This window comes from Henriciella barbarensis (assembly GCF_003576345.1).
Lineage (GTDB): Bacteria > Pseudomonadota > Alphaproteobacteria > Caulobacterales > Hyphomonadaceae > Henriciella > Henriciella barbarensis.
The window spans coordinates 200,818-213,159 of sequence record NZ_QWGB01000014.1; the positions used below are offsets into that span (position 1 = coordinate 200,818).

The following is a 12,342-nucleotide window of genomic DNA, read 5'->3' on the forward strand; positions in this document are numbered from 1 at the left end:
TCCACGCTAGCGTTTCTATTCTTCATGCTAGTCTGGGGCTGGGACTTAGGCGAGCCATTCCAGAAGTTTTTATTGGTTTCCCCAACGAAAAAGCGCCCCGGACGAACCGGGGCGCTTTCCATGTCGGGTCTGTCAAAGCTGACTTAGTTGACGTCGAAGCGGTCGAGCATCATCACCTTGTTCCAGGCCTTCACGAAGTCATTCACGAACTTCTTCTCGTGGCCATTCTCAGCGTACACTTCCGAAAGGGCACGCAGCTGCGAGTTTGAACCGAAGACCAGGTCAGCCCGGCTTGCCGTCCACTTCAGGTCGCCGCTGGCGCGGTCATGACCTTCATAGAGGTGCTCGTTCTCTTCCGATGCCTTCCAGGCCGTCTCCATCTGGAGCAGGTTGACGAAGAAGTCATTCGTCAACTGGCCGACGCGCTTGGTCAACACGCCATGTGGCTTGCCATCGGAATTGGTGCCGAGGACACGCATGCCGCCAACGAGGACCGTCATTTCTGGCGCACTCAGCGTCAGAAGCTGGGCCCGGTCGACGAGGAGTTCCTCGGCTGGCACAAGATAGTCAGGCTTCACGAAGTTGCGGAAGCCGTCCGCTTTCGGCTCGAGCCAGGCATAAGATTCAACATCCGTCATTTCCTGGGTCGCATCCGTGCGGCCCGGGGTGAACGGCACGTCGACGTCATGGCCTGCATCCTTGGCTGCCTTCTCGACAGCGGCGCAACCGCCGAGCACGATCAAGTCAGCCATGGAGACTTTCTTCGAACCGGAGTCGAAGCCAGACTTGATCTCTTCCAGTTTGGAGAGGACCTTGGCGAGCTGCTCTGGGTTATTTGCTTCCCAGTTCTTTGCCGGGTCGAGGCGCACGCGTGCACCATTGGCACCGCCGCGCATGTCCGAACCGCGGAAGGAGGCCGCGGATGCCCATGCCGCTGACACAAGCTCTGAAACCGAGAGCCCGGAAGAAAGAATTTTTTCCTTCAGCGACTTGATGTCGGATGCATCGACGAGGTCGTGATCGACCGGCGGGATCGGATCCTGCCAGAGGAGGTCTTCCTGCGGGGCTTCTTCGCCGAGATAGCGGGTCTTCGGACCCATATCGCGGTGGGTCAGCTTGAACCAGGCGCGGGCGAACGCATCCTCGAACTCTTTCGGGTTCTCATAGAACCGGCGAGAGATTTTCTCGTAGGATGGGTCTGTCTTCAGCGCGAGGTCGGTCGTCAGCATGATGGTGCTGACCTTCTTCGAGCCGTCATCAGCTGCCGGTGCGAGGTCGCTTTCCTTCACATTTTTCGGCTCCCACTGATAGGCACCAGCCGGGCTCTTGGTGAGCTCGTAGTCATACTCGAACAGCATGCGGAAATAGTTCATGCTCCACTCGGTCGGGGTTGGCGTCCATGCGCCTTCCAGACCGGATGTGATGGCATGACCGCCAACACCGCTTTCGTGTTCGCTCGCCCAGCCAAAGCCTTGAGCTGCGATATCCGAGCCTTCAGGCTCAGAACCGACCAGGCTCGCATCGCCTGCACCGTGACACTTACCAAATGTGTGGCCACCGGCGATCAGCGCGACGGTTTCCTCGTCATTCATCGCCATGCGCGCGAATGTATCGCGGATGTCGAAGGCCGACTTCATCGGGTCTGGCTCACCGTCTGGGCCTTCAGGGTTCACATAGATGAGACCCATCTGGACGGCTGCGAGCGGGTTTTCTAGCGCACGGCCTTCAGCGTAGCGGCTGTTCGGGTTGTCAGAAGGGGCAAGCCATTCTTCTTCTGTGCCCCAGTAGACATCTTTCTCTGGCTCGAAGACGTCCTTGCGGCCGCCAGCAAAGCCAAAGGTCTTGAAGCCCATATCCTCAAGCGCGACGTTGCCGGCGAGGATCATGAGGTCAGCCCAGGACAGGCTGGCACCATACTTCTGCTTGATTGGCCAGAGCAGGCGGCGTGCCTTGTCGAGGTTACCATTGTCCGGCCAGGAATTGAGCGGCGCGAAGCGCTGCTGGCCCGTGCCTGAACCACCGCGGCCGTCGCCGACGCGATAGGTGCCTGCTGAGTGCCAGGCCATGCGGATCATGAATGGACCGTAGTGACCATAGTCAGCTGGCCACCAATCCTTGGAATCCTTCAGTGCGACCGCGATGTCTTGCTTGACCTGCTTGAGGTCGAGCTTCTTGAAAGCTTCGGCATAGTCGAAGTCCTCACCCATCGGATCACCTGCCGGGTGTCTCTGATGTAGAATGTCGAGGTTGAGGAGTTTCGGCCACCACTCCTTGTTGGAGCGGCCCTTGAAGAGCCAGTGGCGCTCTTCACCGTGAATTACTGGACACTTGGCGTCGTCAGCCATGGTTGGATCCTTCCTTCTAACCTGTGCGTAGAATTGATGCTGAACAGTACCTCATCAAGCAGCATCGAACAAATCAAAACGGCGATAAGTAACTATTGGTAAAATCAATAGGTGAGCCCAAAGCAAGACAGGCCGGGGGTGCCGGCCTGTCTCCTGATACTGCAAATTTTGTCTCGGATCAGATGTCCACAACAATCTTGCCGAAGTGTTTCTGACTCGCCTGGTGCGCGAATGCGTCTGCCAGCTTTTCTAGCGGGAAGTGATCGCTGATCACAGGCTTGATGCCGGATGATTCGATCGCGGCGATCATGTCTTCCTGTGACTGACGCGACCCCACCGTGATCCCGGAGACGGTGATATTAGAGCTGAACAGCGCTGCTGTCGGCACTTCGCCGGAGATACCCGTCAGCACGCCAATGAGCGAAATGTGGCCGCCGATGCGGCAAGCAGCGATCGACTGGGCCATCGTGCCCGGGCCGCCAATTTCAATGACTTCATCGACGCCGCGCCCGCCGGTTAATTCCTTGGCTTTGGCGCCCCACTCTGGGGTTTCCTTGTAGTTGATGACGTGATCGGCGCCGAGCTCTTTCAGCTTTTCGAGCTTCTCATTCGAGGAGGATGTCGAGATCACGCGAGCGCCTGCCGCCTTGGCAAACTGAAGCGCGAAGATCGAGACGCCGCCGGTACCCTGCGTCAGGACCCAATCGCCGGGCTGGATCGAGTTCTCAACCATCAGACCGCGCCAAGCTGTCAGCGCGGCGCAAGGCAGGGTGGCAGCTTCAGCAAAGCTCCAGCCTTCAGGCATACGGGTCAGGCCCTCCGCAGGTGCCGCGACGAGTTCAGCGGAAAAGCCGTCAATCCTGTCTCCCGGAACGGCGAGCATCTTGTCGAGCTCCGGCGGGCCATCGCGCCAGCCCGGGAAGAAGGTAGAGAGGACCTTGTCGCCTTTTTTGAAGCGCGTGACGCCTTCGCCAACTTCGACCACTTCGCCGGCGCCATCAGACATCAGGACCCGGCCATCAGGCGTCGGTATTCCGCCCTGCGCGACAACGAAATCATGATAGTTCAGTGAGCTCGCCTTTACCCGCATTAGCACTTCGCCGGCTTTGGGTTTCGGGTCATCGCGGGTTTCGATCTGGATGTTCTGCAGACCGCCCGGTTTCTTCAGGCTTGCAACTTTCATTTAGGCTCTCCCTTGTCATCGCTTGATTTGGGCAAGCCAAAGCATCGCTGCCCCTGCGAAAGCCAAGCGAAAAGCCGTGAAGGTGACGCCACGGCGCATGTTTCAGAACAACGGCGCTGGCGGTCGCAGTCGCCTACGCGCAAATAAAAAGGGCGGCAGATCGCTCTGCCGCCCTTCTGATTCGATAGTTCTACCGGACTAGCGGCGGAGCGTGAACTCGACGCCGACCAGGCGACCCTTCTTGAGTGGCGAGAATGTGCCGCCACCTGGGAGTGGCTGGTAAGGCGTCTGCACACCGTTCGACAGCGGGCCAGGGAATGGCAGCTGCGTGTCGTTACCGGCCTGAACGCTGTCGAGCAGGTTCTGACCGAAAAGCGACACGGTGAAGCCATCATATGGCGTTTCCCAGCTGAGGTTCGCCGACAGCTGATGGGAGTCCTGGATCCAGCCATAGTTGCTATCGGTGTACGCGATACGGTCGCGGTACTGATAGTTCGCGCGGGAGATCAGGGCACCCATGTCACCGAGGTCCACATCGTAGATTGCGCCGACACCGTAGGTGATCGGAGGCACGCGCGGCAGGTCGAGACGCTGGTCGAGAATGTTGACCTGCGTGTCGCCAGAGATGTCGAAGCGGACATCGTCATAGCTTGCATCGATCAGGCCAGCATTGAAGTTCACCAGGAAGTTGTCGGTTACGGCAACGCGGCCTTCGACTTCGACACCGATGATGGTCGCATCAGCCGTGTTCAGGATGTTCTGAACGACGCCCGATGGGCCAGCAGTATTCACTTCGCGCTGCATGTCAGCGATTTCGGTCAGGAAGGCTGCACCATTTAGCTGGATGCGGCCGTCTTCGCTGCTCGACTTGAAGCCGAGTTCGAAGGCGTCGACTTCTTCTTCGTCAAAGCCGAAATTGCCGCCCGTTGCCGGAACGATCTGGTTCAGGAATACGCCAACGTCCGTGATGCGGAAGTTGTAGCCGCCCGAACGGAAGCCCTTGGTGTAGTAGCCATAGGTCTGGAAGTTGTCGGACCAGAAGTACTGGAGACCAAGCTTTGGGGTCCAGTTCGACCACTCATCGCCGTCGGAGAAGCCGTTAGGCTCCTGTGCGCCAAGGGCGCCGAGAAGGGTGTTGAAGCCCGTGGTCGGGCAGCTGCCTTCAACGACAGAGCATTCAAATCGCGGACGGATGAAGGTCACGTCGGCGTCTTTTTCTTCCTTCGAGTAGCGAAGGCCGACCGTCGCGATCAGGTCAGGCGTGATCGAGTAGTCGACGTTTGCGAACGCACCATACACCGTGTGGTCCTGCGAGCCGCCACCGTAGAAGATCCACGGAATGGACGCTGGAAGAGGTGCCGGACGCGTGGTCGGCAGGTTGCGGACTTCGGTATAGTCGAGCGTCTGGTTGAAGTAGTAGACGCCCGTGGTGAGGTCCACGTCGCCGAAGGTGCCAGCATAGCGCAGCTCGTTGGAGATCTGCTCCTGCAGGAATTCCGCGTTTGAGTGGAAGAGGGTGAACGGCGTTGCGTCGATGTCGCTGCCTTGGCTCAGCGAGTCATATTCGCGGTAGCCGAGGATGTTGGTGATCGTACCGTTGCCGAAGTCGACATCATAGTCAGCGCGGAGCGATGCGAAGACGGTCTCTGCTTCGCCGGTGCCCGGGCTGTTGATCGAGAAGTCAAAGCTGTCGCGATCAAAGTATGAACGGTTCTGTCCTGACGGGCCGTCGACGCGGCTGTCAGTATACTCAGCCTTCGCGAGGAAGGTGAGACGGTCATTTGCAAACCACTCGAGCGCGCCGCGATAGATCGCGACCTGAGCCTCGCCGTGGTTGTCGCCGTCATTCAGGTTTTTGAAGTAGCCAGCGTCGGTGTTGTAGTAAGCACCGATCTTGCCGTTCAGGACGCCGTCGATCAGCGGACCGGAAACCGTGCCCTGGATGGTGGAGTTGAGGCCGCCGCGATCATCGTCGATCGGGCCATCAAAGGTTGCTTGTGCCTTGTAGCTGAACTCGTCGGTCGGGTTGCCCGTGTTGACGACCAGCGCACCGCCGGTGGTGTTACGACCGAACAGGAGGCCTTGCGGGCCGCGCAGGACTTCAACGCTGTCGAGGTCGAACAGATCGACAACAACGCCGCTGTTCACGCCGAGATAGACGCCGTCGATGAATACGCCAACAGCAGGGTCAATCGAAGGGATCGAGGAGTTCACGCCAAGACCGCGGATCGCGAAGTTCGCCGTGCCGCGCGCCGTTCCGACATCATCAAGCGAGACGTTGGGCGTGGAGTAGGATAGGTCTTCGAGGTTTGCGACGTTAAGTGCGTCGAGCGTGTCTTCGTTAAACGCGGTGACAGACACTGGAACGTCCTGGACGTTCTCGACGTTCTGTTTTTTCGTCGCTGAGACAGTGACCGTCTGAAGGACGCGGTCGACAGCCGACTCGCGCTCTGCTTCAGGCGCTTCCTGGGCGATGGCAGGAAGTTGCGCGAGTATTGCGGTAGAAGCCGCGGTCGCGAGGAGGAATTTGCTGCGTTGCATTAAGTTTAGACTCCCAGATCATTATTTTTCTGATTTGCGAGGCGATAACTCCAACAGGCATTGGAGATCGCACCGCAGCACGGCATAAAGCGCGCTGCGGCAAATTCTCAATGGCAGAATTCAGCGTTATGCAAAAATACTTCACTAGTGATGTTTTGTTGCATCACTTTGGGGAAGCATAGACGTCAAAAAATGCATTGCAGCATAGGTTCGCGGGCAAAAATTCTAGCCTGAGGGGAATTTCGCTGTGCGTTTCTCGAGAAACGCGCTGTAACCTTCGCGAAAGTCGGCACCGGCAGCACCTTCAACCATGTAGCCAAGAAGTTCATCGTCGCTCGCATTACTTGCGATTTCGCTGACCATTTTTTTTCAACGCTTTCACCGACCAGGAGGAGTTAGCGGCGATGTCCTGAACTGTCTGTCGAGCTGCCGCGAGCGCGCCGCCCTCGCCAGCGATTTCGTTCACCAATCCTAGAGACAGCGCCTGAGCTGACGAAAACCGGCGCGCGGAGAACAGCATATGCTTGGCATTCGAGGGGCCTACCAGCTTCACAAGCCTTCTCAGATCGGCCGGCGGGTAGACAATGCCCAGCTTCGCCGGAGGTAGTCCGAAAGCTGCATTGGCCGACGAAATCCGAATATCGCAGGCGACCGCCAGTGCGATCCCCGCTCCAAAACAGCTGCCCTCGATGGCGGCGATCACGGGCTTGCTGCAATTTTCGATCGCACTCATCGCGTCTGAGATAATGCCGGTAGTCTCGCGCGTGCTCGCTTCGTCTGCGTAGATCGTCTCGAACTCGGAGATATCCACACCGGCGGCGAAATGGCCTACCGATCCGCCGTGAATGACCAACGCCTTCGCCGCGCTATCAGCGTCTACCGTTCTTACAAGGACTGGCAAGGCAGACCACATGGACATGCCAAGCGCATTACGCCGAGATGGCGCATTAATGACGATTTCCGCAACGCTGCCTGAGCCTGCTAGAAATACGGGGCGTTTTTCCGATGTGGACATTGGCCACCGCTTTCAGCTTACACGTGTGCCGTCAAGTCGAGATCAACTCCGGACGCCTGTAAATCCAAGGCTTGGCTTCTTCGAGCTCATAGGCGAGGGCCAGAAGCAGACCGTCATCTCCCTGCCGGGCAGAGAACATGGTGCCAATCGGAAGGCCGCCCTCCGACCAGAAAAGCGGCACGCTCATGGAGGCGGCACCAGAGACATTCATATACGGTGTGTAGGCGACATAATCTGTGACAGACTTCATGACTGTATCGAAGTCACCATCGGGGGCCTGCTCGCCTATTTTCGGCGGCAGCTTGGTGACAGTTGGCGAGAGCAGCACGTCGAACTCGTCAAACCAGCTCGCATATAAGCCAGAAAAGGCCTGAAGATCTGCAACCGCGTCAGCGAACTCGCCCTGGCGCTCACTGAACATTTTGGCGAGCCCCAGCGTCCACGGCTCGATTGTATCGGGTGAAGGCGGGGCGCCCAGCATGGCGGTAGCATCCTGCATGAATTGCGCAGCGCCAGCTGCCCAGAACAGGATAAACTGGTCCTGGAACTTGGGCGCATCAATTGGCATGTCCCATTCGATGACTTCGTGACCAAGCTCCCGGCAAAGCGTGGCAGCCTGTTCGGTCGCGGCGCGCACTTCAGGGTCTAGTGATGCATCGGTTCCCGGCTCGGGCGCAAAGGCGATCTTCAATCGGCGGGCCGACGGCCCCTTGATGTCACCGATCTTCGGCAAGGTCTCGCCCGTTTCGGTTGCAGCAAATAGCGCTGCGCTATCGCGTACGGTAAGCGTCACGGCATGATTGACGCTGAGGTCGACAGGCGCATTGCTCTGAGGAGACGCTAGGGCACCGCGAGAGGGTTTCAGGCCGAACAGGCCGCAACAGGCGGCCGGGATCCGGATAGAGCCGCCGCCATCGCTGGCATGAGCAAACGGAACGACGCGTGCCGCTGTCAGGGCAGCTGCACCACCTGATGAACCGCCCGGAATGCGGGAGAGATCCCATGGGTTGCGTGTCGGACCAGTCACGAGGGGCTCAGTTGATGAGATCAGGCCCATTTCAGGTGTGGTAGATTTTCCGATCGAGACCACACCCGCTTCGCGCCAGCGCGCGGCGAAAACCGAATCTTCTTCAGCCAGGTTTCCGCGAAAGGCACGGCTGCCATACATGGTCGGCGCGCCCTTCCAGTTCACCAGGTCCTTGATAGCTGTCGGTACGCCGCCAAACGAGCCTTCAGGCGCCGCTGCAGCACGCGAGCGGGCGAGATCATACGTCTTTGTCGCAAGAGCATTGATGGACGGGTTCACCGCCTCGGCGCGGGAAATTGCCGCCTCGGTCAACTGGAGGGAGGTAGTCTCACCGCGCGCAATCATCTGCGCCATGGCAACACCGTCGAGATCAGCTGAGCCGGTGCCGGCTGCCATAACGGTCGCGGGGGCACAGGCTTTTGCGAAAGGCAGAAAGGCAGCGAGCGTTGTACCGCCTGCTAGAAGGCGGCGGCGTGTCATCGTGGTCATCGTTTTCCTCCCGGGGTCGGCCTCTGTCGGGCCATATCTGCGCTAGCGTGCGTTGGTCTTGCCGCAAAGGCAAGCAGGATATAGCCCGGTAGGCGTTTCGTTTTTTCGCGTATCGGACGTTTTCTTCATGCTGTCAGTTCTTGACCTTTTTCGTATCGGGCTCGGCCCATCGAGCTCACACACTGTAGGTCCGATGCGCATTGCGCGCCGCTTCCTGCAGGAGGCCGACAGGGCAGGGCGGCTGGACGGCGCGGTGCGGGTCGAGGTATCGCTTCAAGGCTCCCTGGCGCTTACAGGCGTCGGGCATGGGACCGACAAGGCCGTGATGCTCGGGCTTGAGGGCATGCAGCCAGAAACGGCGGACCCCGTTGAAGCCGAATCGCGCTTCCGGGAGATCGTCCAGGCCAAGACCATCCGCCTCGAAGGTGGCCCGCAGATCGATTTCAGTCCGCTAAAAGATCTCAAATTCTGCACGGATATCGTCCCGGACCTGCACCCCAACGGCATGGTCCTCACATTGTTCGGCGCTGAGGACACGGAGCCCTATTCGCGTGAGTACTACTCAACCGGCGGTGGCTTTATCGCATCTCGAAAACAGCTGGCGAAGCCAACCAGCGGCGATATGGTCGCCAGTGCGCGCGGCGCGCCATATCCGTTCCAGTCCGCCGAAGAGATGATCGGACTCTGTAAAACGCATGGCTGGCGGGTCGATGAGCTTGTCGTTCATAATGAAGACGCGCGAAGATCACGCGACAAGACGCAGAAACGACTGGATAAAATCGCACATACCATGATGGAGTGCATCCGGAGCGGTCTGACGTCCGAAGGTACGCTTCCCGGCGGGCTCGACGTAAAGCGCCGTGCGCCGGACCTTTATCGCCGCCTGGTCGATAATCCGGGCTCGAATGAGCGCGAGCAGTTGTTCGACTGGCTCAATGTCTATGCCATGGCCGTGAACGAAGAGAACGCTGCGGGCGGACGTGTCGTGACGTCGCCGACGAATGGGGCAGCCGGCATTCTTCCATCGGTGATGCGCCATTATTGCTGCGATGATGACAAGCTCGATCTTTCAAAGGCGCGCCGTTTCCTGCTGACGGCGGGCGGTATTGGTCTCCTTTATAAACAGCGTGCCTCGATCTCTGGCGCGGAGATGGGCTGCCAGGGGGAGGTGGGCGTTGCCTGCTCAATGGCGGCTGGCGGACTTGCCGCTGTCTGGGGCGCCGATGCTGAAACTGTCTGTGTAGCTGCTGAAATTGGCATGGAGCATAATCTGGGCCTGACATGTGACCCGGTTGGCGGCCTGGTTCAGATCCCCTGCATCGAACGCAACGCTTTTGGCGCTGTAAAAGCGGCTAACGCGGCGCGCCTGGCCCTTCAGGGGACCGGACATCACAAGGTGAGCCTTGATCAGGTGATTGAGACGATGCGTCAGACCGGGAACGACATGTCGAACAAGTATAAGGAAACCAGTACTGGTGGTCTCGCTGTGAATGTCATCGCCTGCTAGCAGAAATGATAGGATCTTCCGCGCGGTCATGGATTGGTGAAGGGTGACTCACGTGTCACCCTTGGCGGTATGGATGGCTTAGAAACGAAAACGCCGGCAAGGCCCGGCCTGACTTACCCTTTCGATGAACAGGTCCCCGCGCAGGGCGAAACGACGGAGATTATGCCCGGTCTGCACTGGGTCCGCATGCGCCTGCCATTTGCGCTGGAGTGGATCAATCTCTGGCTCATTGACGACGGTGAGCGCGGCTGGACCATTGTCGACACAGGTATGCCGCTGCCTGAAACCAAAGAGGCCTGGCGCACCATCTTCGAGACATGTCTTGGCGGCAGGCCGGTCTGGCGCGTGATTGTCACCCACATGCATCCCGACCATGTCGGCAATGCGGGCTGGCTGACACGCAAATTCCCCGGCGCTGAGCTCTGGATGAGCCAGCTGGAGTACATTTCGTGCCGGATGCTCGTCGCTGATACAGGCCGCGAAGCGCCAGCCGCCGGAACTGACTTTTACGTCGCCGCGGGCTGGAACGAAGCGCAAGTCGAGACCTATCGCAGCCGGTTCGGGCGGTTCGGCAAAGGTGTCAGTCAGATGCCGGACGCCTATCGCCGTCTTGTCGATGGTGAAACGATACGATTGGGTGGGCGCGATTGGCAAATTGTGACGGGCAATGGTCACTCGCCAGAACATGTCTGCCTATTCTGCAAGAGCGAAAATGTGATAATTTCCGGCGATCAGTTGCTGCCGCGAATTTCGTCCAATGTCTCCGTTCATCCGACTGAGCCGAAAGCCAATCCACTCAAGGACTGGCTGCAGAGCTGCAACAAGTTGAAGACGGCAGTCAGTGACGACGTTCTGGTTCTGCCTGCCCACAATACACCCTTCCGCGGCGCCCATAAAAGGCTGGACCATCTCATCCGTGGTCACGAAGTGGGGCTGAAGCGTCTCGCTCAGCGACTTGGCGAGAACCCTCGGCGTGTCGTCGATACCTTTCCTGCACTTTTTGGACGCAAGATCGGGGAGGAATCGCTCTCCCTCGCGACGGGTGAAGCGCTGGCTCACCTTAACTATCTCATAGCGGCAGGAAAGGCTGTCGTTGAACGCGATGGGGACGGCGTAGACTGGTATCGCGCAATGTAATCTCACTGCGAAGCAGACCGGTCACAACCCATGACGAATCGCAGAAGTGGTCAATGATCTACTTGACCGCGGCCCCGTCTGTGCTCAAAGCCATGACCGTTCGGAACCTTTGCGGTGCCCGACCAGTAATTGTTTTCGAAGCCGGACGTTCACCGCGCCCGCTGCAAGGGGGCTCTATCAGCCTGTCATGAGCACTTCATCCGACATGTCTGAATCAGAGCCCGAGGACAACCGGACGCTCAAGCAGAAAGTGCTGCACGAACTTCGCGAATGGGCAGTCACGCTGCTCATCTTCATTCCGGCGTTCTATGTCTTCTCATTCCTGATCTACGAACAGCGCGTCATTCCGTCGGAAAGCATGGTGCCTAACCTGCAGGTCGGTGACCGCGTAGCTGTTAACAAGTTCGCGTATGGCTATAGCCGCTACAGTCTTCCATGGGGCGCCTGGCGGCTGATCCCGCAGGGCGAAGGCAGGGTGCTGGGCGGCAAGCCAGACCGCGGCGACGTTGCCGTCTTCATGCATCCGCATACCGACCGCGTGATGATTAAACGTATCATCGGCCTCCCGGGCGACCGGGTGCAGATGATCAATGAGCAGCTTTACCTGAATGGTGTGCCGATCGATCGTGAGTTCATGCGCAGCGTAACTTACCGTCCGCATGATTTTCGGGGCACCGAAACGGCCCGTGAATACCGCGAAACGATTGGCGACAAGTCCTGGCTGAGCCACCAGTGGCAACAGGGGCCGAGCCAGGTTCGCAGCCTCGACAACACACCCGTTTTTGACATTCCAGAGGGGCACTACCTCTTCATTGGTGATAATCGTGACAATTCCGAGGATGGCCGCTCCATCACCGGTCACTGCCCGGTTGGCGACGATGGGGTTATCGATCAAGCTGGATGTGAACTTGCGCCCGGCGTGTCTGCAGAGCGGGCATCGGTCGGCTTTGTGCCAGCTGAAAACCTGATCGGCCGCGCGGACACTGTCCTCCTGTCGACCTATTCCTGCGCACGTGCAGATGCGGACCCGTGTATGAAAAAGCGCCTCTGGAGAGGGCTCTAGACCTTACTCCTTACGCGCGAATTCTGGCGCAATGT

Annotated in this window: 8 protein-coding genes; 3 read left to right on the top strand and 5 right to left on the bottom strand. The window is 58.8% G+C overall.

From position 1 onward, the window contains the following. Positions 1-143: 143 nt before the first annotated feature. The 5 genes from katG to D1224_RS15395 all read right to left on the bottom strand — a co-directional run bounded on the left by katG (position 144) and on the right by D1224_RS15395 (position 8,600). The gene (gene katG, locus D1224_RS15375; RefSeq protein ID WP_119380813.1) at positions 144-2,345 is read right to left on the bottom strand and encodes a catalase/peroxidase HPI; all 2,202 of its coding nucleotides are present in this window, start codon (positions 2,343-2,345) and stop codon (positions 144-146) included. 178 nt (positions 2,346-2,523) lie between these two features. Beyond that, positions 2,524-3,528 (bottom strand): zinc-dependent alcohol dehydrogenase family protein, encoded by a 1,005-nt coding sequence (locus tag D1224_RS15380; RefSeq protein ID WP_119380814.1) that lies wholly within the window; start codon positions 3,526-3,528, stop codon positions 2,524-2,526. Positions 3,529-3,726: 198 nt separating this feature from the next. Beyond that, positions 3,727-6,069, bottom strand: coding sequence for a TonB-dependent receptor (locus D1224_RS15385; RefSeq protein ID WP_119380815.1), 2,343 nt, complete (start codon positions 6,067-6,069; stop codon positions 3,727-3,729). Between the two features lie 340 nt (positions 6,070-6,409). Beyond that, positions 6,410-7,084 carry an enoyl-CoA hydratase/isomerase family protein gene (locus D1224_RS15390; protein ID WP_119380816.1) on the bottom strand — a complete coding sequence of 225 codons (675 nt, stop codon included), beginning with the start codon at positions 7,082-7,084 and terminating at the stop codon, positions 6,410-6,412. 31 nt (positions 7,085-7,115) lie between these two features. Next, positions 7,116-8,600, bottom strand: coding sequence for an amidase (locus D1224_RS15395; protein ID WP_119380817.1), 1,485 nt, complete (start codon positions 8,598-8,600; stop codon positions 7,116-7,118). A gap of 127 nt (positions 8,601-8,727) precedes the next feature. On the opposite strand from D1224_RS15395, the gene D1224_RS15400 reads away from it, so the two are divergent. The 3 genes from D1224_RS15400 to lepB all read left to right on the top strand — a co-directional run bounded on the left by D1224_RS15400 (position 8,728) and on the right by lepB (position 12,307). Continuing rightward, positions 8,728-10,107 carry an L-serine ammonia-lyase gene (locus D1224_RS15400; protein WP_119380818.1) on the top strand — a complete coding sequence of 460 codons (1,380 nt, stop codon included), beginning with the start codon at positions 8,728-8,730 and terminating at the stop codon, positions 10,105-10,107. A 69-nt stretch (positions 10,108-10,176) separates the two neighbouring features. Next, positions 10,177-11,244, top strand: coding sequence for an MBL fold metallo-hydrolase (locus D1224_RS15405; protein ID WP_119380994.1), 1,068 nt, complete (start codon positions 10,177-10,179; stop codon positions 11,242-11,244). 187 nt (positions 11,245-11,431) lie between these two features. Next, a complete protein-coding gene (gene lepB / locus D1224_RS15410; protein ID WP_119380819.1) occupies positions 11,432-12,307 on the top strand; it encodes a signal peptidase I in 876 nt (291 codons plus the stop codon). The last annotated feature ends 35 nt before the right edge of the window (positions 12,308-12,342 follow it).

Excerpts from the sequence above, each read along its gene's own strand:
- D1224_RS15390 (WP_119380816.1), bottom strand. The coding sequence starts at position 7,084 with ATGTCCACATCGGAAAAACGCCCCGTATTTCTAGCAGGCTCAGGCAGC.
- katG (WP_119380813.1), bottom strand. The coding sequence starts at position 2,345 with ATGGCTGACGACGCCAAGTGTCCAGTAATTCACGGTGAAGAGCGCCAC.
- D1224_RS15385 (WP_119380815.1), bottom strand. The coding sequence starts at position 6,069 with ATGCAACGCAGCAAATTCCTCCTCGCGACCGCGGCTTCTACCGCAATA.
- D1224_RS15395 (WP_119380817.1), bottom strand. The coding sequence starts at position 8,600 with ATGACCACGATGACACGCCGCCGCCTTCTAGCAGGCGGTACAACGCTC.
- D1224_RS15400 (WP_119380818.1), top strand. The coding sequence starts at position 8,728 with ATGCTGTCAGTTCTTGACCTTTTTCGTATCGGGCTCGGCCCATCGAGC.
- lepB (WP_119380819.1), top strand. The coding sequence starts at position 11,432 with ATGAGCACTTCATCCGACATGTCTGAATCAGAGCCCGAGGACAACCGG.
- D1224_RS15380 (WP_119380814.1), bottom strand. The coding sequence starts at position 3,528 with ATGAAAGTTGCAAGCCTGAAGAAACCGGGCGGTCTGCAGAACATCCAG.
- D1224_RS15405 (WP_119380994.1), top strand. The coding sequence starts at position 10,177 with ATGGATGGCTTAGAAACGAAAACGCCGGCAAGGCCCGGCCTGACTTAC.